This is a genomic window from Streptomyces sp. WAC04114 (assembly GCF_019733245.1).
Classification (GTDB): domain Bacteria; phylum Actinomycetota; class Actinomycetes; order Streptomycetales; family Streptomycetaceae; genus Streptomyces; species Streptomyces massasporeus_A.
The window spans coordinates 96385-115885 of sequence record NZ_JAIGQA010000004.1 but is presented as its reverse complement, the minus strand read 5'-3'; the positions used below and the strand labels follow the sequence as shown (position 1 = coordinate 115885).

Genomic DNA, 19501 nt, shown 5'->3' with positions numbered 1-19501 from the left:
CCACCCCACCCGCCAGGGGGAGACGCGGGGCGGGTGTGCTGCGCCTCGGCAGGCCTTCGGAGATCTGGTTCAAGCCCGCGCTGAGCGTGGTCGCGGCGATCGCCCCGCCCGCCTTCACCCTCCTGGCGCTCGGCCGGCTCGACCTCGTGATGTACGCGATGGCCGGGTCCCTGTGCGCCCTGTACGCCCACAACCGGCCCTACGCCGCCCGGGCCCGGGTCCTGGTGTGGGTGGTGCTGGGCATGCTCGGTGGGGTCGCCGTGGCGCTGGTCTCGGCCTCGCTCACCGGCAGCGCCGTCGTCCTGGTCACCGTCGGTGCGCTGCTGGCCGCCGCCCAGAAGGTGCTGTGCGACGCCACCCGGGTCGGCCCGCCGGGCAACGTCGTCCTCACCTTCGTCAGCTCCGCCTGCCTGTTCGCACCGCAGACCCTCGCCCAGGTGCCCGGTCATCTGGCCCTGGCCACCGCGACGGGCGCGTGGGCCTGGCTGGTCTGCATGGCGCCCGCGCTGGTCCGGCCGCACGGACCGGAGCGCCGCGCCACCGCGACGGCCCTGAAGGCCGCCGCCGCGTACGCCGACACCGGCGGCACCGGGGAGGACCACGCCCGGGCCCGCGCCGCGGGCTACGCCGCCGTGCAGGCCGCCTGGCAGTCACTGCTGTCCACCCGCGCCCCCTCCCGGACCCGGCGGGCCCTCGAACGGCTCGTCGTCCGCGCCGAGGTCGCCCTCGCGGCGCCGACGGAGGCGGACGCGGGCCGGCTGCGCACCTGGGCGGGCTCGCTGCGCGGTACCGGCCCCGTCCCCGAAGCCGGGCTTGCGCACGCGGCCGCCGACGAACTGCTCGGCGTGCATGCGGCCCGGCCCCTCTGGACGCGGCTGGGCCCGCTCACCCCGCTCGCGGCACGCACCGCGCTCGGCTGCGCGCTCGCCGGCTACGCCTCCCTCGCCCTCGGGATCGGCCGCCCCTACTGGGCACTGGTCACCGCCGCCTCGCTGTACCAGGCGAACATCGCCCTGACCTGGAGCCGGGCCGTCCAGCGAGTCGTGGGCAACGTCGTCGGGGTGCTCGTCTTCCTGGCCGTTGTGCCGCTCGCGCACCTGGGCCCGGTCGCGCTCGTGCTGTGCTGTCTGGCGTTCAGCTTCGGTGCGGAGGTGCTGATCAGCCGGAACTACTGGCTCGGCAGCGTCTGCGTGACGCCCATGGCCCTGCTCATCACGGAGTTCGCCGGATACCAGGAGGCCGGAACGCTGATGACGGAGCGGGTCGTGGACACCGTCGTCGGTGCGCTGGTCGGGTTCGTCGCCGCCGTCGCGGTCACCGACCGGCGGGCGGGTGACCGCGTCGACCGCGCGCTGATCACCGCCGACCGGGCCCGCGAGCACACCGCCCGCCTCTTGGCCGACCCGGACCCCGGCCCCGCGGCCCTGGAATCCGCCCGCCGCGGCCTCGCCGTCGCCCTGTCCGACCTGCGCGCCACGGTGGACGCCGCCGCAGGTGAATGGTGGCAGCGGGCCCTGCCCCAGGAGCGGGTCGTGCTCGCCGAACAGTCCGGACACCGTACGCTCGCCGCGACGGCCCGACGCCAGGGCCTGCTCCCGGACCGGGACCCGGCCACCGAAACGGAGGACGCACGGCCATGACGCCGACCGAAGGACCATCGCCCACGTGGAGTGCCGGGGGACGGGCCCCGCAGCCGGGGGACGAGACGGAACCGGTGGCGCGGGGGCGGGCGGCCGACGCGGAAGCGCACACCGGCGGTGTCATCGGTGAGGGCGAGTCGGTTCGTGGTATCGCCGCCGGTGCCGGCCCTGTCAGCGGTGAGGCCGTCCCGGTCGGCGGTGCCGCCGGAGACGATCCGGTCATCGGCACTCCCGCCGCGGATGACACGGGCGACGGCCGCCGGGGCGACACCGTGGCCGCCGTCGTCCGGCAGTGGCAGGCCGTGCAGCCCGGGCTCGACACCGGGCCGATGGAGATCATCGGGCGGATCAACCGCTGTGCCGCGCTGTTGCAGCAGGCCGAGGACGCTCCGCTGCGCCGGGCCGGGCTCAGCCGGCCCGAGTTCGATCTGCTGGGCGCGCTGCGTCGCACCGGACACGAGCTGACACCCGGGGACCTGGCCCGGGAGACCTTCTCCTCGGGAGCCGCCGTCACCAAACGCCTCAAGCAGCTGACCGAGCGCGGTCTCGTCGAGCGGCGCGGGGACACCCGTGACCGCCGGGTCGTCCATCTCCGCCTCACCGACGCCGGACGCGACCTGGTCGACGGCATTCTGCCCGTCCAGCTCGCTTACGAGACCGCCGTACTGTCCGGCATGGACGGCCCCGAACAGGGCGAACTGGCCGCCCTGCTCGGCGAGTTGCTCAGCCAGCTCGAAGGGCGGCTCGGCGCGCTGCGGACCTGAACCGGCCCTGGGCCGGGGCGTCGCGTACCTGAACCGGCCCCTGGCTTGCCGGCCGGCACGAATCCGTCGCGCCGTCCCTCGAGCAGCTCTCCGAGGATCCGTTCCGAGCTGCCAGGGCAGTCCCCCCGCGTCGCACTCGGTCGTCTCAGCCCTCGTCGCCCGCCCGGTACACGCCGAACATCGCCCCTTGCGGGTCCCGGAGCACCGCGATGCGCGGTCCGTCGGGCACGGAGGTGGGCACCATCAGGACCGTGCCGTGCTGCTGGACGACGGCGGTGGTGTCGTCCACGTCGGCGACGGCGAAGTACGGCAGCCAGTGCGCCGGCACCTCGGGCGGGAACTTCTCGTCCATCGTCACCATGCCGCCGAAGTCCGCGCCGCCGATGCCGAACTGGGTGTAGCGGTCCGACGGAGCCACCGTCCAGCCGAACACCCGCGCGTAGAAGGACACGGCCCCCTCCGGATCGCGCGTCATCAGCTCCACCCAGCCCAGTGACCCGGGCGCGTTGAACAGCCCGGCACCAGGGAAGGTTCCCGCCTGCCACAGCTGGAACACGGCACCGCCCGGATCGGCGGCCACCGCGAAACGGCCCACGTCGAACACGTCCATCGGGCCCAGCAGCAGCGTCCCGCCCGCCTCCGTCACCGCACGGACGGCGGCGTCCGCGTCGGTCACCGCGAACGACACGTTCCACGCGACCGGCTGCGACGGCTGGTACAGCGGGGCGAGCGCGGCCACGGCCGCGTCCCCGAGGTGCGCGACGGTGTAGCCGCCGGCCTCCTGACGCGCGTCCGTCTCCGGCCGCCAGCCGAACAGCCGCGTGTAGAACCGCCGGGCCGCGTCCAGGTCACTGGTCCCCAGCTCGGTCCAGCAGGGGCCACCGGTCACCGGTGCGTCGAGCTTCATGGCGTTCCTTCCACGAGCGGCGGGGACAGGCCCCCGGGGGTCCCCCTCCAGCACGCTAAGCCGCCCCCCGGCCCGACTGCCATCCGGGCAAACCCACTGGTGTGCCGCCGCGGCCCCGGCGTACCCTCGCCCCGTACCGCACCGCGTGGCGGCCTCCAGCTCCCTTCATCCCGCCCGGAGGTACCCATGCCCGCGCCCGAGGTGCGCCCCTTCCGCCGGACCGACCGCGACCAGCTGACCAGTCTGGTCAACCTGCACGTGGCGGCCGTCGTCCCCGGCGTCTCCGTCTCCGTGAACACCGTCCTGGGCGACCTGGAGCGGCAGCCCGGCGAGTTCATCACGGACCCGTGGGTGGCCGAGCGGACGACGCTCGTCGCCGAGCAGCGCGGACACGTCCTCGCCGCGGCCCATCTGCTGCGCTATCGGGCGGACGCCGAGGTCGGCGCTCACTACCGGGACGCCGCCGAGATCAACTGGTTCGTCCACCGCCCGGCGGCGTCCCTCTGGCCGGACGCCGACCTCGCCGCGGACCTGCTGATGCGGGCGTGCCTCGCCCGGTTCGACCGCTGGAGCGCCCGCGTCCGGTACGCCGACGGATCCCTGCCCGCCCCGCTCGTCTACGGCCTGCCCCGCAACTGGCCCCACATCCGGGCCCTCTACGAACGCGCGGGGTTCCGGCACACCGGGGACACCGAGGTCATCCTGCTCGCCCGGGTGGCCGACCTGCCGGCCGCCGAGCCCCGGCCGGGTGTCACAGCCGAGCGCACGCCGGGGGAGTGCGGGACCCGCTTCACGGCCCGGGCGGCGGGCAGGACCCTCGGACACATCGAGATCGACACGGCCCTGGCCCGCCCGGAACGGCACGCCCGCGCGGCCGGTCTCGCCGACATCGGCAACCTGCACATCGACCCCGCACAGCACGGCACCGGCCTGGAGCACTGGCTCCTCGCCCGGGCAGCCGACTGGCTGCGGCTGTGCGGCGTCGATCGGCTCGCCGCCTACGAATCGGCCGCCGACACTGCCCCGCTCGCCCTCCTGGCCGGGGCGGGCTTTCGCGAACTCACCCGGACCGACCGGGGCTGGGAACACCGCCCGGACCGAGCTCAGATACCCGGCCGGTAGCGCATCGGGTGGTCCGCCGGCACCTCCACCAGCACGATCGGTGTCCCGTCCGGATCCGCGATCCACATCTCGACCAGCCCCCAGGGCTCCTTGGCCGGCGGCCGCACGATGTCCACGCCCTTCGCCCGCAGTTCCTCCTGTGCCGCCGTCACGTCGTCCACCTGCAGCCACAGCCGGACCGCGGGCACCGGGGGCGTCTCGGACCGGCCCGAGACCTCCAGGAAGCCGCCACCCATGAAGAAGACCGTGCCGCGCTCCGGCCCCGTTCCGAACTCTCGGTAGACGGCGAGGCCGAGCTGCTCGCCGTAGAAGGCCCGGGACCGCTCGGGGTCGGTGGGGCGGAGCAGGATCCGGCTGCTGAGTACATGCACCATGCAGCGGAGCTTAGTTGCGGCGTTACGCTCATCCCTGCCCGAGCCGTGCCGGAAAACGGAGACATACGCCCATGGAGACCGCCACCACCACCCTGACCTTCCGCGATGCCACCGACGCCGACGTCGACGAACTGGTCGCGCTGATCGAGTCGGCGTACCGCGGCGACGACAGCCGGGCCGGGTGGACCACCGAGGCGGACATCCTCCAGGGGCAGCGGACCGACCCGGAGGGGGTGCTGGAGGTCATCGAGTCGCCCGACAGCCGGCTCATGGCCGTGGAGCGGGAGGGCAGGATCGTCGCCTGCTGCCAGCTGGAGCACCAGGGCGAGAACGCCTACTTCGGAATGTTCGCCGTCAGTCCCCTGCTCCAGGGCGCGGGCCTCGGCAAGGTGATCATCGCGGAGGCGGAGCGGCAGGCCCGCGCGACCTGGGGCGTGCGGGAGATGCAGATGACCGTGATCTCCGTGCGCGACGACCTCATCGCCTGGTACGAGCGGCGCGGCTACCGCCGTACGGGACGGATGACCCCGTTCCCGTACGGCGACGAGCGCTTCGGGGTCCCGCAGCGCGACGACCTGCAGTTCGAGCTGCTGGTCAAGGAGCTCGGCCCGTCGTCTACGCCGTGAAACGGCCCGTGCGCTTGATGTCCGGGTGGTCGGTGGTCGCGCCGTCCAGGCCGAACGCCCGGACGAGCCGCAGCTGATCCTGCGTGTTGACCACCCAGCCGATGATCCTCAGGTCGGCCTTGCGGGCCCGCTCCACGATCTCCAGGGTGAGCCGGCGGATGTTCAGGCAGACGGTCTCGGCACGGGCCTCGACGGCCCGGTCCACGATGTCCGTGCCGTAGCGGCTGGCGATCAGCGCCGTGCGCACCCCGGGCACGAGTGGCTTGATCTCGGCGATCGCCTCGTCGTGGAACGAGGACACCTCCACCCGGCCGGCCAGTCCGCGCTCGTTCATGACCTCGGCCAGGGCGCGCGCCGCCTGCTTGTCCTTGATCTCCGCCTGGAGCGGCGCCTGCACGGCCTCCAGGACCTCCTCGAACACCGGGACCCGCTCGCCCCGGCCCGCGTCCAGGGCCCGCAGCTCCGCGAGGGTCTTCTCGGCGATCGGCCCGGTGCCGTCGGTCGTACGGTCCACATCCGTGTCGTGCATGACGACGAGCGCGCCGTCCTTGCTCAGGTGCAGATCGAGTTCGATGGCGTCGAGCCCCGCCTCCTGGGCGGCGACGAAGGACCGGAGGGTGTTCTCGGGTTCCACACCCATGATTCCGCGGTGACCGATGGTGAGGAAGTTCAAGACGCGACTCTCTTCCGTCGACAGGCGGCACTGGGGGCCTGACGGCCCCCCTGACCGTATCGCCTGGACCCGCCCTGTGCAGAGAGTGAGGGCATGGTCGCTGTGCATCCGGGCATAAGCGTGACCGGCAGGAAAAAGTGCGGTGAAGGAGAGGGTCGGGCAGGATATTTTCCCGGGTTCACCCTTGCTGGGAGGAACCTCGTGTGTATACGGTCTGCATACGTGAGATTCTCCCGTGGAAGGTGGGACATGACGGAAATTCTTGTGCAGGTGGGTTCGGAGGAAGGTCTTCCTCCCGTGGCCAGGGTGGTGGAGCACCCGGCATGGCCCGTGCTCAAGGATGCCGTGGAGCGGATCCGGCCATGGCAGTCCAAGGACGGGTCGATCGACTTCGACGCCGAGGGCGCGCCCGGCCCGGCCGACGCCGAGCTCGCGGTCCGACAGGTCGCCGACGCGGTCCTGGAGCTCTCCCCGCTCCTCCCGCACGACGGTGCCTACCACGAGGCCCTGGTCAAGGACCTGACGCGGTGGGCCGACGGCGGCTTCCAGGTGCCCGACTTCCTCGACTCGCTGCTGGCCTTCCAGCCCGCCGCGAACCGTGCGGACGGCCTCCAGCACCTCGTCGTCTTTCCCATGTACACGCAGAACGGCAACCCTGACCGCAACCTCGAGGCGGTCGTGCTGCGCATGGTCTGGCCGGACTGGCTGGCCGAGCTGGAGCGCACCCGCTACGACAACCCGTTGTTCTGCGGCATCAAGTTCGAGGACTTCACCTCCGGCTACGACACCAACTCGGCCGTCCTGTTCCCCGAGACCATCGCCGTGCGCGAGGCGCCGGAGCGGTTCACCTGGGGCGGCATCTTCTGTGACCGCGAGGCCGCCCGCTTCCGCCGGGTGACCGACGCCGCCGTCGACATCCTGAGCCTGGAGCTGCCCGAGGACGTCGCCGCGATGGTGCACGACCAGAAGCGCTGCGAGGAGGCGTTCGTCCTGTGGGACATGGTCCACGACCGCACCCACAGCCACGGCGACCTGCCCTTCGACCCGTTCATGATCAAGCAGCGCCAGCCGTTCTGGATGTACGGCCTGGAGGAGCTGCGCTGCGACCTCACCGCCTTCAAGGAGGCCGTGAAGCTGGAGGCGGACGGCGTCCCGCAGGCGCGTGACGTGCAGGTCGCGGTCCTCTTCGACCGCATGTTCCGCTTCCCGGTCACCGGCGAGCGCGTGCGCAACTACGACGGCCTCGGCGGCCAGCTCCTCTTCGCCTACCTGCACAAGCACGACGTCGTCCGCTGGACCGACAACAGGCTCACCATCGACTGGGAGCGCGCCCCGCAGGTCACCAACCAGCTGTGCGCCGAGATCGAGGACCTGTACCGCGACGGCATCGACCGCCCCAAGCTCGTCCACTGGTTCGCCGGGTACGAGCTGGTCTCCACCTACCTCTCCCCGCACCCGGGCTCCAAGTGGGCCAAGGGCCCCGACGCCCTGGACACGACGCTGCCGCCCCGCAAACTCGTCGATGACGTGCTTCCGGACGAGTTTCCGCTGAGCATGTTCTATGAGGCACTGTCCAAGAAGCTGAAGAACGTGATCGCCTCCACCAAGGGCATTACGGCGGACAGCGCCGAGCGGATCGCCGCGTGAGCGATCGGCGTACCGGGAACACTGCTCAGGAGGCGAAGATCATGGGGAACGGGGCGCTCAGCGGTGCGGTGATCGCGGTGGCCGGAGCGGGCGGGCCCGCCGGCCGGGCCGCGCTGCTCAGGCTGGCCGAGGCGGGAGCCACCGTCATCGGGTCGGACAACGATCCGGAGCGGCTGGCGGAGGCGGTGGACGCGGCGCGCTACGCGACCGGCGGCGCCACCGTCACCGGTGACACGGTCGATCTGCTGGATCTGGGCGCCACCCGCGACTGGGCCACCCACATCGAGAAGGACTTCGGCCGCGTCGACGGCCTGGTCCATCTCGTGGGCGGCTGGCGCGGCAGTGAGACCTTCACCCGGACCAGCCTCGACGACTGGGATTTCCTGGAGATGCTGCTGGTCCGCACGGTGCAGCACACGTCCCTCGCCTTCCACGAGGGGCTGCAGCGCAGTGACCGCGGCCGGTACGTGCTGATCAGCGCCGCGGGCGCCAGCAAGCCCACCGCGGGCAACGCCGCCTACGCGGCCGGCAAGGCGGCGGCCGAGGCCTGGACGCTGGCCATGGCGGACTACTTCCGCAAGGCCGGGGGCGCCGAGGGGCCGACGTCGGCTGCCGCGATCCTGGTGGTGAAGGCGCTGGTCCACGACGCGATGCGCGCCGACCGGCCCAACGCGAAGTTCGCGGGCTTCACCGACGTCAAGGACCTGGCCGAGGCCATCACCGAGATCTGGGACAAGCCCGCCGCCGAAGTGAACGGAAAACGTCTGTGGCTCACCGAGAAGCCGTGAACCCGCCGAAGACCGACGCGCGCCGTCATCACGACCCCGAGGTCCGCGGTTTCGCCAGCGACAACTACGCCGGGGCCCACCCGGAGGTGCTCGCCGCCCTGGCCCTGGCCAACGGCGGGCACCAGGTCGCCTACGGCGAGGACGCCTACACCGACAACCTCCAGCAGGTGGTCCGCAGCCACTTCGGGCCCACGGCCGAGGCGTTCCCGGTCTTCAACGGCACCGGCGCGAACGTCGTCGCGCTCCAGGCGGTCACCGACCGCTGGGGCGCGGTGATCTGCGCGGAGACGGCACACATCAACGTCGACGAGTGCGGCGCCCCGGAGCGGGTCGGCGGCCTGAAGCTGCTGACCGTTCCGGCGCCCGACGGCAAGCTCACGCCCGAGCTGATCGACCGGCAGGCGTACGGCTGGGACGACGAGCACCGCGCCATGCCGCAGGTCGTCTCCATCGCCCAGGCCACCGAACTGGGCACGGTCTACACGCCGGAGGAGATACGCGCCATCTGCGAGCACGCCCACGCGCACGGCATGAAGGTGCACCTGGACGGCTCGCGGCTGGCCAATGCCGCCGCCACCCTGAACGTCCCGATGCGGACGCTCACCAACGCGGCCGGCGTCGACATCCTCTCCCTGGGCGGCACGAAGAACGGCGCCCTGTTCGGTGAGGCCGTCGTGGTCCTCGACCAGGACGCCGTCAGCCACATGAAGCACCTGCGCAAGCTGTCCATGCAGCTCGCCTCCAAGATGCGCTTCGTGTCGGTGCAGCTGGAGGCCCTGCTCGCCCGGGACCTGTGGCTGCGCAACGCCGGTCACGCCAACGAGATGGCCCAGCGCCTCGCCGAGGGCGTCCGGGCCGTGCACGGCGTGGAGATCCTCTACCCCGTGCAGGCCAACGCGGTCTTCGCCCGGCTGCCCCACGACGTGAGCGAGCGCCTCCAGAAGCGGTTCCGCTTCTACTTCTGGGACGAGGCCGCGGGCGACGTCCGCTGGATGTGCGCCTTCGACACGACCGAGGAGGACGTGGACACGTTCGTGGCGGCGCTGAAGGAGGAGATGGCCCGCTGACCCGAGGACTCACCGGTTGACGACGATCTCGGTCCTGTTGTTGCGCAGGTTCGGGTCGAACTTCCTGATGCTCAGCTCGGGATCGTCGTCGAGGGTGGCGACGGTGGTGTGCGCTCCGCGCACCACACGGTCGATCCGCAGCGGGATCTCGAACGTGTACGACGCGTTGTCGTGCAGGTAGATCGGCGTCCGGCAGTAGTGGGTGGTCGGGGAGGTGTCGTCCTTGGCCGTCCAGCACCTGTCCTCCGGCAGGGTGCCGACGGTGGTGCCCTCCGGGGCCTGGAACCGCACCGTGGCCACGGCGGCGCCCGCGCCGATCGACGCCACCCAGGCCGGGCCGCGGTTGTGCACGGTGATCTTCGCGGTCACCGTGTCGCTGGCGGCCCCGCGCACCCTGCTGCCGGTGAGCTTCAGGTCGGCGGTGTTGCGGGCGTCGAGGATGACGGACCCGTAGTTGTCCTGCGGGTCGATGTCGGGCTCCGCCGCCGAGGCCCTGGCGCCGGTCGCGGGGCGCAGGTCCAGTTCGGTGCCCGTGCCCCGGGTCCATGCCCACTCGCCGCGGGCCTCGGCCAGGGCCTCGTCCGAGTAGGGCTGCACGGAGTGGTCGAACCGCTCGTACAACGCCTTCCGGCCGACGCCGAGTTCGGTGTCCAGCGCGAACCGCTGTCCCGGTGCCACCGCCTCGTCCAGCACGCACAGGGCGCCGGTGCCGGTCTCGTGCTCCCGGTACTCGCAGTTCGCGTGCCGTTCCGTGAAGCGCAGCCCGTAGGAGGCGTTGATCCACAGCAGGGTGCGCTCCGCGGTGCGGTTTCCGGTGTTGGCCAGCGTCGCCCGTACGCTCGTCACGGTGCCCGGCCTGAGGTCCCGCTGGTGAGGTGCCTCGCTGAGCCCGAGGTCCGGTCCGTTGCCCATGCCGACCCGGGTCTCACCGGCGTGGGACGTCAGGTCGCCCGCGGTGGCCGAGTACCGCACCCGGCCGGAGGACGTGACGTCGGCCCCCGGCAGCGCGCGCAGCCCGAACGTGGCCGCCCGCACGCTGTCCGTCCCGTCCGGCATCTCCGGGAAGGCGCAGACCGCCCGGGTCTCCGACGCGGGCTCGCAGTTCGAGGGCCACGACACCCGCGCGAAGCCCGCGATCTCGCTGACGTCGACGGTCAGCCGCCCGGCGGGCACTCGGCCCTCGGCGACATCGCGGCTGACCGACACGTCCAGGCTGCGTTCCGGCGCGCTGCCGCCCGCGTCCGCACCGGGCAGCACCGTCTCGTACGGTGCGCTGATCCACAACTCGTTGTCCAGGGCGTGGGCGGGCCCGGTCCCGGCACCGGCCGCCGCCAGTGCGCCACAGGCGACCGCCGCTGCGAGCAGGCGCTGCAGATGTCTCATGTCTTCTCCTCGTCACTGGTCCGCGGCTCCGAGACCCGCGGCCCGGCGGAAGGGTTGTGACGGCGCGACAGGTTGCGGCGGAGTTCAGCCGTTCTTCTCTGGTGTGCATAGGTATGCAGTGGATCGGAAAATGATTGACCGGGCGGCAGGCGTCTCTCTAAGCTCTGCGCGCATGCAGATGATCCAGCAGACCCCGGACCTCTCCGCCTACCTGGCCGCCGACGAGGCGATCGACCACCACCATCCGCTTGTGCGTGAGACGGCGGCGAAACTCGCCGAGGGGGTGGCTGACTCGTATGAGTATGCGCGCGTGGCCTTCGAGTTCGTGCGCGACGGCATCCCGCACTCGCAGGACTCCGGTGATCTCCGCGTCACCTGGCGCGCTTCCGACGTCCTGGAGCAGCGCACCGGCATCTGCTACGCCAAGGCCCACGCGCTGACCGCGCTGCTGCGGGCCGAGGACATCCCCACCGCGCTGTGCTACCAGAGGTTTGACGAGGTGCACGGGCTGGTCGCCGTGCGGTTCAACGGTGCGTGGCACCGGCAGGACCCCCGGGGCAACAAGCCCGGCGTCGACGCCCGGTTCTCCCTCGACGGTGAGCGGCTCGCCTTCACGCCCGACCCGGCGTCCAATGAACTGGACTACCCGGTACTGTATGCAGCACCGCATCCGGTCGTACTGGGCGCCCTCACGGCGGCTCGCGACCGGCCGCGCCTGTGGCAGACGCTCCCCACCGCACTCTGAGGCAACGACCATGACGCTCACGCTGACCGTGTCCGACGACGTACGCGCCCTCGCGCCCGGCTTCACCCACGTCGCGATCGAGGCGCACGGCCTGGTCAACGGGCCGAGCACCGAGGCCGGTTCGGCCCTGCTGGACGACGCGGCCCGCCGGCTCGCCGCGCGACTGGACGGCCGCGCCCCGCACGAGGACCCGCACATGGCCGCCTGGCGCCAGGTCTACACGGCGTTCGGCTCGAAGCCGTCCCGGACCCGCAACTCGGCGGAGGCGCTGGCCAAGCGGGCCCTCTCGGGCGCCGGGCTGCCCCGCATCAACCTGCTCGTCGACCTCTACAACGCCGTCTCCGTCGCCCGTCTGATCCCCGTCGGTGGCGAGGACATCGGCCGCGTCGAGGGCGGCATGCGCTTGGTCCGCGCCACGGGGCGGGAGGACTTCGTGACCGTGGCCGGGGGCGAGGAGACCGTCGAGCACCCCGACGCGGGCGAAGTGGTGTGGTGCGACGACGCGGGCGTGACCTGCCGCCGCTGGAACTGGCGCCAGGGCCCGCGCACCCGGCTCACCGAGGAGACGACGTCGGGCGTCTTCCTGCTGGAGAGCCTGGCGCCGATGCCGGTCGCCGAGGTGACGTCGGCCGCGGAGGAACTCGCCGGACTGCTGGCGGAGTTCAGCCCGGGAGCGGACATCGCCGTCCGCGCTCCGGAGCCCTCGGCCTGAGTCCCGGCCGGACGGGCGTCCGTGCGCCTCGGCCCGAACCCCGGCCGCCCGGGCGTCAGCGCGCCTCGGCCTCCCGCACCTGCTCCGGCGTCGGGGCCGTGCCGCCGAGGTGGGCGGGCATCCACCAGGTGTCGTCCGGACCCTTGGGGCGGACGGGGTAGGCGCGCTGAGCGGCCTCCAGGAGCTCCTGGACGCGCTCGCGCAGCTGGCGCGTGATGGCACCCGCGTACTTGTCGCGGGAGGCCTCGATCGCCTCGCCCACCCGGATCGTGATGGGGATGTGGCTGCGCTTGAAGTTGCGCGGGTGGCCCTTGGTCCACAGCCGCTGCGTGCCCCACACCGCCATCGGGATCAGCGGCACGCCGGCCTCCTGGGCCAGGCGCGCCGCACCCGACTTGAAGCTCTTCAGTGTGAACGACTGCGAGATCGTCGCCTCCGGGAAGACCCCGACGATCTCGCCCGACCGCAGCGAGTCCAGGGCGTGCGCGTAGGCCGCCTCGCCCTGCTTGCGGTCCACCGGGATGTGCTTCATGCCGCGCATCAGCGGGCCGGAGATCCGGTGCCGGAAGACGGACTCCTTCGCCATGAAACGCACGAGACGTTTCTGCGGCAGCGCCGCCAGGCCGTCGAAGACGAAGTCCAGGTAGCTGATGTGATTGCTCACCAGCACGGCGCCGCCCGAGCGCGGGATGTTCTCCGAACCCTGGAGGTCGATCTTGAGGTCCCACACCTTGAACAGCGTGCGGGCGAAACCGACGACGGGACGGTAGACGAGCTCTGCCATGGGCGGGTCGGACCCTTCCTGCTCTGCCTGGGAAGGGATTCCCAGTGGAAAGTTACGCAGCCGTAGGTTTACGGCTTGTCGCAGATCGTGCCCCAAGAACGGCCGGGTAGCCAGTCCTCGTGCCCGTAGGCGGCGAGATTCTCGTCACGTCGTCCCCCGCTTCCCACCTCGTGCTTTTGCGCCCCCATTACCCCGCGCGCACCACCACTCGCCGCGCGAGCAGGTACAACTCGCAGCCCAGGCAATACCCGAACGCAGCATTGAGGAAGGCGGCGGCGAGCGCGGCGCCGGTCGCCGCGAGCCCCAGCCAGCCGGGTCCCAGGGTGAGGCCGACGAGCCCGAGCCCGGCGAAGAGCAGCCCCACCGCCTGGGCGAAACGCGGCGGTTCGGGCGCCTCGAACTCCGTCGGCGCCCCGAGCCGCGGCCGTACGGCCTTGGCGAACAGCAGGCCGTAGGGGGAGCGCCGGACCCCGCCCGCCGCGCCGAGCAGGAACGCCAGCGTCTGCCAGGCCAGCAGCCAGGCACTCCCGGTGACCAGAACGACCGCAAGCAGGGCGGCCGTGACGGCCGCGCCGAAGCGCGGCCCCCTCACATCGATGTCCATGGGAACCAAGCATTCCGCAGCCCGGCCGTGCGGAGGGGGCGGGAATCTTTGCGGTCTCGTGAACGCTTGCAGCAGGTGATGACCGGACTGGTGGTGTGCGTGGTGGTGCTCGCGGCGGCGAGCGCCTACGGAGTGCTGCAACGGCGGCGGAGCGGGAGAGTGCGGGTGCGCGGGCGTGACGACGGCAAGCGGCTCGATGCGGCGGAACTGGGTGCGGAGCTCGGCGAGCGGGCCACGCTCGTGCAGTTCTCCAGCGCGTTCTGCGCGCCCTGCCGGGCGACCCGGCGGGTCCTCGGCGAGGTCGCCGCGGTGGTGCCCGGCGTGACCCACGTCGAGATCGACGCAGAGGCCCACCTGGACCTCGTGCGGCGGCTGGACATCCTCAAGACGCCGACCGTGCTGGTCCTCGACGCCGACGGCCGTGTGGTGCGGCGGGCCACGGGGCAGCCACGCAAGGCCGACGTGATCGCCGCGCTGGGGGAGGCGGTGTGACGGGTGTGACGCCGCCAGTGAGTCATCTCCCACATCACGGAACGAACTTGACTGCACATACCATTTATCGTCAGCCTGACCCCATGCCTGCGGACCTTCTCGCCACGCCCGACCTCCTGCGCTCGGTCTTCCGGCGGCACGCGGCCGGAGTCGCCGTCATCACCGCTCGTGGCGAGGCCGGACCGGTGGGCTTCACCGCCACCTCTCTGACGTCCGTCTCCGCAGAGCCTCCCCTGCTGTCCTTCGGCGTCGGCACCGGCGCGTCCAGCTGGCCCGCGATCGCGGCGGCGGATCACGTCGGTGTCCACATCCTCGGAGAGCACCAGCAGGAGCTGGCCGCCACCTTCTCCCGCAGCGGTGCCGACCGCTTCGGCCCGCCCACTAGCTGGCGGGAGGGGCCCGAGGGGGTCCCCGTCCTCGATGGCGTGCTCGCCTGGCTGGTGGGCCGGGTCGTCGCGCGCGTGCCCGCCGGGGACCACCGGCTCGTGATCGCCGAGGTCGTGGACGGCGACCCGTCGGGCACCGGCCGTCCGCTCCTCTACCACCAGGGACGTTTCCAGCGTCTGGGCGACTGAACCGGGCGGCTCCCCGGGCTGCGCGACCGTCGAGTTCCGGTTACGCTGCGTTGCGAAGGTCACAGTTCAAAGCGCTTGCTTAGCGGGAACGAACTGGGTGTACTGACGAGTAATGTTTCGCTCGGGGCGTGGGTTCGCCCCGACCGGGATCGGACGCTAGAGGCGCCTATGCTGCCTGCAAGTAGGCAGTATGGAAATGACGATGCAGTAGGAGAGCCGGCGTGAGCTTGAGGATCGTTGTCACTGTGAAGTACGTGCCCGACGCCACTGGCGACCGGCACTTCGCCGATGACCTGACCGTCGACCGGGACGACGTGGACGGTCTGCTCTCCGAGCTCGACGAGTACGCGGTCGAGCAGGCGCTGCAGATCTCCGAGAACTCCGACGACGACGTGGAGATCACCGTCCTGACGGTGGGCCCCGAGGACGCCAAGGACGCCCTGCGCAAGGCGCTGTCCATGGGCGCCGACAAGGCGATCCACGTCGAGGACGACGACATCCACGGCACCGACGCCATCGGCACCTCCCTGGTCCTGGCCAAGGCGATCGAGAAGGCCGGTTACGACCTGGTCATCTCCGGCATGGCCTCCACCGACGGCACCATGGGCGTCGTCCCGGCCCTGCTCGCCGAGCGCCTGGGCGTCCCGCAGGTCACCCTGCTCTCCGAGGTCTCCGTCGAGGACGGCACGGTCAAGGGCCGCCGCGACGGCGACGCCGCCTCCGAGAACCTGGAGGCCTCCCTCCCGGCGGTCGTGTCCGTGACCGACCAGTCGGGCGAGGCTCGTTACCCGTCCTTCAAGGGCATCATGGCGGCCAAGAAGAAGCCGGTGGAGTCCTGGGACCTGTCCGACCTCGACATCGACGCCGAGGAGGTCGGCCTGGAGGGCGCCTACACCACGGTCGACGGCGCGGCCGCGCGCCCCGCCCGTACCGCGGGCACGATCGTCAAGGACGAGGGCGAGGGCGGCAAGCAGCTCGCTGAGTTCCTCGCGGGCCAGAAGTTCATCTGAGCCCCTTCGCAGACCGCCCCTCATCTTTCGCAAGCAGGAGAGAAGAAGTCCCATGGCTGAAGTTCTCGTCTACGTCGACCACGTGGACGGCGCCGTCCGCAAGCCCACCCTGGAGCTGCTGACCCTGGCCCGCCGCATCGGCGAGCCGGTCGCCGTCGCGCTGGGCAACGGCGCCGGTGACACCGCCGCCGCTCTCGCCGAGCACGGCGCGGTCAAGGTCCTCACCCACGAGGCCGCCGAGTACGCCGACTACCTGGTCGTACCGAAGGTCGACGCCCTCCAGGCCGCCGTCGAGGCCGTCTCCCCGGCCGCCGTGCTGGTCCCGTCCTCCGCCGAGGGCAAGGAGATCGCCGCCCGTCTGGCGCTGCGTCTGGGCTCCGGCATCATCACCGACGCCGTCGACCTCGAGGCCGGCGACGAGGGCCCGGTGGCCACGCAGTCCGTGTTCGCCGCGTCCTTCACCACCAAGTCCCGTGTCTCCAAGGGCACCCCGGTCATCACGGTCAAGCCCAACAGCGCCGCCGTCGAGGCCGCCCCGGCCGCGGGCAGCGTCGAGGCCCTGAACGTCTCCTTCTCCGCGCAGGCCACCGGCACCAAGGTCACCGGCCGTACGCCGCGTGAGTCGACGGGCCGTCCGGAGCTGACCGAGGCCGCGATCGTGGTCTCCGGTGGCCGTGGCGTCAACGGCGCGGAGAACTTCGCGATCATCGAGGCCCTCGCTGACTCGCTCGGCGCGGCCGTCGGCGCCTCGCGTGCCGCGGTGGACGCCGGCTGGTACCCGCACACCAACCAGGTCGGCCAGACCGGCAAGTCCGTCTCGCCGCAGCTGTACATCGCCAACGGCATCTCCGGCGCGATCCAGCACCGCGCCGGTATGCAGACCTCGAAGACGATCGTGGCGGTCAACAAGGACGCCGAGGCCCCGATCTTCGACCTCGTCGACTATGGCGTCGTCGGCGACCTCTTCGACGTCGTCCCGGCCCTCACCGAGGAGATCAAGACCCGCAAGGGCTGATCGGACCCCGGCTGTGGAAGGCCCCCGTGACCGCGCGAACGGTCACGGGGGCTCTTCTCATCCCAGGGTCATCGAGGCCTGCACCGGCAGATGGTCGCTCGGATGGATCCCGTCCCTGCTGAAGGTGTTCATCCCGGCCCGGTGCGTGGTCACCCCGGGGGTGGTGAGGATCCAGTCGATGCGCCGCCCGCCGGGCCGGGGCGTCCGGTAGCCGTGGTGCGTCCCGTACTCCGGACCCCGCGAGGCGGCCGCGTCCCAGGCGTCCACCAGCCCGATGTCCAGCATGAGGTCGTGCACCCGGTTGTCGTGGGCGGCCGCGTTGAAGTCGCCGGTGACGATGACCGGTGAGGACCGGTCCCACCCGGCGATGGTCTCGCCGATGAGTCCCGCCGAGCGTTCCCGGGCGTACTGGCTGACGCTGTCCAGATGGGTGTTGAGGACGTAGAACTCCCGTCCCCCGTCGGCCAGATCGAGGAAACGGACCCACGTCACCATGCGCAGCCAGTCCGCGCCCCAGGTGTTCGAGGCGATCGTGTACGGGGTGTCGGACAGCCAGAAGTGATCGAACTCGATCGGCTCGAGTCTGCGCGTGTCGTAGAAGACCGCCATGAACTCGTCCTTGCTGCCGCCCCCGCGTCCGGTGCCGATCCAGTCGTAGTGCTCGCCGAGATCCTTCTCGATCGCGCGCACTTGCCGGTAGAGACCTTCCTGGGTGCCGATGACATGCGGTCGCTCACGACGCAGCAGTTCACGCATCACCGGTCGGCGCACCTCCCAGCGCGGTGTCGTGTCGACGACGGTCCCGAAGCGGACGTTGAACGTCATGACGTCCAGGGCGCCCGGGTGCTCGCCGGCGGAAGCGGGCTGTGTGGGGCCCGCGGTGGTGAGCAGCGGTCCTGCGACAACGGCGGCGGCCGCCGCCTTGAGCCCGTGGCGCCGCGTCACTCCGACCTCGTTGGGCACGTGGTCTCCCTCCCCTTGCACGTCAGGATGAAGCTTGCCTTCTGAATACGGAAGATGAGGGCGGGTCGGCAGTGACCGAGGGGGAAGGATGGGGAACCCCACTCCACGACGGTGTTGACCAGGCCGAAGGTCGGCCGATAACTTCGCTCTACGGATTGTTGATTCCGTACAGCGGAAAGTAGGAGGGTCTCGGAATGGGTCACGGCCAGCAGGAGAAGGTGGCGACGAGCCTCGCGGGCGCGGTCAGCGAGGAGATCAGCGCCTCCCTCGCGCCGGTCGACGCGGAGCTGGAGCGCCGCTACCCCGGGGACCCCGGCACCCGCCAGCCCGTCCACACCGTCTACGTACCCGGCGACGTCTTCGCCGGCGACACCGTCCGCTCCTGGGGCGACCGCGCCCTCGCGGCCCTCGACGAGCACGCCCCGGACGCCGCGTCCTTCGCCGCCGTCCTCGGCCTCTCCGAGGAACTCGCCGAGCCCGTCCACGCGCGCGTGCGCGCCAAGCTGGAGCGCGAGCCGATCGAGGACCTGCGCGTCGACTTCGAGGACGGCTACGGCAACCGCCCCGACGCCGAGGAGGACGAGGCCGCCGCCCGCGCCGCCCGCATCATCGCCGAGGCTTATGAGGACGGCACCGCCGCCCCCTGCATGGGCATCCGCATGAAGTGCATGGAAGCGCCCGTGCGCGCCCGGGGCATCCGCACCCTCGACATCTTCCTCACCGGCCTGATGGAGGCCGGCGGCCTGCCCGCCGGACTGGTCCTGACCCTGCCCAAGGTGACCTACGCCGAGCAGGTCACCGCCATGGCACGACTCCTGGACGCCTTCGAGAAGGCGCACGGGCTCGAGCCCGGCCGGATCGGCTTCGAGATCCAGATCGAGACCAGCCAGTCCATCCTCGCCGCCGACGGCACCGCCACCGTCGCCCGCATGATCCAGGCCGCCGAGGGCCGGGCGACCGGACTGCACTACGGCACCTTCGACTACAGCGCCTGCCTCGGCGTCTCCGCCGCCCACCAGGCCAGTGACCACCCGGCGGCGGACCACGCCAAGGCCGTCATGCAGGTCGCGGCGGCCGGTACGGGCGTCCGCGTCTCGGACGGCTCGACGAACGTCCTGCCGGTCGGCCCGACCGCCAAGGTCCACGACGCCTGGCGCCTGCACTACGGCCTCACCCGCCGCGCCCTGGCCCGCGCCTACTACCAGGGCTGGGACATGCACCCCGGCCACATCCCCACCCGCTACGCGGCCGTCTTCGCCTTCTACCGCGAGGGCTTCGAGCAGGCCGCCGCCCGCCTGTCCCGCTACGCCAACCGCACCGGCGGCGACGTCATGGACGAACCCGCCACCGCCAAGGCCCTCAGCGGCTACCTGCTGCGCGGCCTGGACTGCGGCGCCCTGGACATCGGGGAGGTCGCCCGCCTGGCCGGCCTGACCCGGGCGGACCTGGAGAGCTTCGCGGCGCCCCGGCGCGGGGACCTGACGGCCTCCGCCTGACGGCCTCCGCCTGACGCTTCCGCACGCCGGATGCGCCGTCACGTACCGGCCCTGTCACAGCCGTTTGCGGCGGCCTGCCGCCGTCACCGCCGCCCCTTAGTCTGTACGCCACGC

21 protein-coding genes are annotated in these 19501 nt (G+C 71.8%); 14 read left to right on the top strand and 7 right to left on the bottom strand.

Going from position 1 to position 19501, the window contains the following annotated elements; all coding sequences use genetic code 11:
* Positions 1 to 35: 35 nt before the first annotated feature.
* Both K4G64_RS02835 and K4G64_RS02830 read left to right on the top strand, forming a co-directional pair.
* Entirely contained in the window at positions 36 to 1640 is a 1605-nt protein-coding gene (locus K4G64_RS02835) for an FUSC family protein (protein WP_221754428.1), read from the top strand.
* A gap of 221 nt (positions 1641 to 1861) precedes the next feature.
* Positions 1862 to 2404, top strand: a complete 543-nt coding sequence (locus K4G64_RS02830) for a MarR family winged helix-turn-helix transcriptional regulator (RefSeq protein ID WP_221754427.1) — start codon at positions 1862 to 1864, stop codon at positions 2402 to 2404.
* Between the two features lie 145 nt (positions 2405 to 2549).
* On the opposite strand, the gene K4G64_RS02825 is transcribed toward K4G64_RS02830, so the two are convergent.
* A complete protein-coding gene (locus K4G64_RS02825; RefSeq protein WP_221754422.1) occupies positions 2550 to 3311 on the bottom strand; it encodes a VOC family protein in 762 nt (253 codons plus the stop codon).
* A gap of 186 nt (positions 3312 to 3497) precedes the next feature.
* On the opposite strand from K4G64_RS02825, the gene K4G64_RS02820 reads away from it, so the two are divergent.
* On the top strand, positions 3498 to 4433 hold the full coding sequence (locus K4G64_RS02820; protein ID WP_221754421.1) for an N-acetyltransferase: 936 nt from the start codon (positions 3498 to 3500) through the stop codon (positions 4431 to 4433).
* Here K4G64_RS02820 and K4G64_RS02815 read toward each other — a convergent pair.
* On the bottom strand, positions 4415 to 4807 hold the full coding sequence (locus K4G64_RS02815) for a VOC family protein (protein ID WP_221754420.1): 393 nt from the start codon (positions 4805 to 4807) through the stop codon (positions 4415 to 4417). The genes K4G64_RS02820 and K4G64_RS02815 overlap by 19 nt on opposite strands.
* 71 nt (positions 4808 to 4878) lie before the next feature.
* Here K4G64_RS02815 and K4G64_RS02810 point away from each other — a divergent pair, with 71 nt between their 5' ends.
* On the top strand, positions 4879 to 5433 hold the full coding sequence (locus K4G64_RS02810) for a GNAT family N-acetyltransferase (protein WP_221754419.1): 555 nt from the start codon (positions 4879 to 4881) through the stop codon (positions 5431 to 5433).
* Here K4G64_RS02810 and K4G64_RS02805 read toward each other — a convergent pair.
* Positions 5423 to 6106 carry a glycerophosphodiester phosphodiesterase family protein gene (locus K4G64_RS02805; protein ID WP_221754418.1) on the bottom strand — a complete coding sequence of 228 codons (684 nt, stop codon included), beginning with the start codon at positions 6104 to 6106 and terminating at the stop codon, positions 5423 to 5425. The genes K4G64_RS02810 and K4G64_RS02805 overlap by 11 nt on opposite strands.
* Positions 6107 to 6355: 249 nt before the next feature.
* Here K4G64_RS02805 and K4G64_RS02800 point away from each other — a divergent pair, with 249 nt between their 5' ends.
* Genes K4G64_RS02800 through K4G64_RS02790 form a run of 3 tightly spaced genes read left to right on the top strand, consistent with a single transcriptional unit; the run spans position 6356 to position 9608 of the window.
* A complete protein-coding gene (locus K4G64_RS02800; RefSeq protein WP_221754417.1) occupies positions 6356 to 7753 on the top strand; it encodes a DUF6421 family protein in 1398 nt (465 codons plus the stop codon).
* A gap of 41 nt (positions 7754 to 7794) precedes the next feature.
* On the top strand, positions 7795 to 8541 hold the full coding sequence (locus K4G64_RS02795) for an SDR family NAD(P)-dependent oxidoreductase (RefSeq protein WP_221754426.1): 747 nt from the start codon (positions 7795 to 7797) through the stop codon (positions 8539 to 8541).
* Positions 8538 to 9608: a low specificity L-threonine aldolase gene (locus tag K4G64_RS02790; protein ID WP_221754416.1), complete on the top strand. Its 1071-nt coding sequence runs from the start codon at positions 8538 to 8540 to the stop codon at positions 9606 to 9608. The genes K4G64_RS02795 and K4G64_RS02790 overlap by 4 nt, the downstream gene beginning before the upstream one ends.
* Positions 9609 to 9617: 9 nt before the next feature.
* On the opposite strand, the gene K4G64_RS02785 is transcribed toward K4G64_RS02790, so the two are convergent.
* The gene (locus K4G64_RS02785) at positions 9618 to 10991 is read right to left on the bottom strand and encodes a hypothetical protein (RefSeq protein ID WP_221754415.1); all 1374 of its coding nucleotides are present in this window, start codon (positions 10989 to 10991) and stop codon (positions 9618 to 9620) included.
* A 172-nt stretch (positions 10992 to 11163) separates the two neighbouring features.
* On the opposite strand from K4G64_RS02785, the gene K4G64_RS02780 reads away from it, so the two are divergent.
* Complete coding sequence (locus tag K4G64_RS02780) at positions 11164 to 11736, top strand: transglutaminase family protein (protein WP_221754414.1); 573 nt, start codon at positions 11164 to 11166, stop codon at positions 11734 to 11736.
* Between the two features lie 10 nt (positions 11737 to 11746).
* Complete coding sequence (locus K4G64_RS02775) at positions 11747 to 12448, top strand: B3/4 domain-containing protein (protein ID WP_221754413.1); 702 nt, start codon at positions 11747 to 11749, stop codon at positions 12446 to 12448.
* Positions 12449 to 12503: 55 nt separating this feature from the next.
* On the opposite strand, the gene K4G64_RS02770 is transcribed toward K4G64_RS02775, so the two are convergent.
* Positions 12504 to 13232 (bottom strand): 1-acyl-sn-glycerol-3-phosphate acyltransferase, encoded by a 729-nt coding sequence (locus K4G64_RS02770; RefSeq protein ID WP_221754412.1) that lies wholly within the window; start codon positions 13230 to 13232, stop codon positions 12504 to 12506.
* A 187-nt stretch (positions 13233 to 13419) separates the two neighbouring features.
* Positions 13420 to 13836, bottom strand: a complete 417-nt coding sequence (locus tag K4G64_RS02765; RefSeq protein ID WP_221754411.1) for a DUF4395 domain-containing protein — start codon at positions 13834 to 13836, stop codon at positions 13420 to 13422.
* Positions 13837 to 13914: 78 nt separating this feature from the next.
* On the opposite strand from K4G64_RS02765, the gene K4G64_RS02760 reads away from it, so the two are divergent.
* The 4 genes from K4G64_RS02760 (at position 13915) to K4G64_RS02745 (ending at position 16928) form a co-directional block, all read left to right on the top strand.
* Complete coding sequence (locus tag K4G64_RS02760; RefSeq protein ID WP_221754425.1) at positions 13915 to 14328, top strand: thioredoxin family protein; 414 nt, start codon at positions 13915 to 13917, stop codon at positions 14326 to 14328.
* A gap of 83 nt (positions 14329 to 14411) precedes the next feature.
* Positions 14412 to 14903 carry a flavin reductase family protein gene (locus tag K4G64_RS02755; protein WP_221754410.1) on the top strand — a complete coding sequence of 164 codons (492 nt, stop codon included), beginning with the start codon at positions 14412 to 14414 and terminating at the stop codon, positions 14901 to 14903.
* A 221-nt stretch (positions 14904 to 15124) separates the two neighbouring features.
* Positions 15125 to 15913 carry an electron transfer flavoprotein subunit beta/FixA family protein gene (locus tag K4G64_RS02750; protein WP_221754409.1) on the top strand — a complete coding sequence of 263 codons (789 nt, stop codon included), beginning with the start codon at positions 15125 to 15127 and terminating at the stop codon, positions 15911 to 15913.
* 52 nt (positions 15914 to 15965) lie between these two features.
* A complete protein-coding gene (locus tag K4G64_RS02745) occupies positions 15966 to 16928 on the top strand; it encodes an electron transfer flavoprotein subunit alpha/FixB family protein (RefSeq protein WP_221754408.1) in 963 nt (320 codons plus the stop codon).
* A 57-nt stretch (positions 16929 to 16985) separates the two neighbouring features.
* On the opposite strand, the gene K4G64_RS02740 is transcribed toward K4G64_RS02745, so the two are convergent.
* Positions 16986 to 17891, bottom strand: a complete 906-nt coding sequence (locus K4G64_RS02740) for an endonuclease/exonuclease/phosphatase family protein (RefSeq protein WP_221754407.1) — start codon at positions 17889 to 17891, stop codon at positions 16986 to 16988.
* A 194-nt stretch (positions 17892 to 18085) separates the two neighbouring features.
* Here K4G64_RS02740 and K4G64_RS02735 point away from each other — a divergent pair, with 194 nt between their 5' ends.
* Positions 18086 to 19387 carry an aldolase/citrate lyase family protein gene (locus K4G64_RS02735; protein WP_221754406.1) on the top strand — a complete coding sequence of 434 codons (1302 nt, stop codon included), beginning with the start codon at positions 18086 to 18088 and terminating at the stop codon, positions 19385 to 19387.
* The last annotated feature ends 114 nt before the right edge of the window (positions 19388 to 19501 follow it).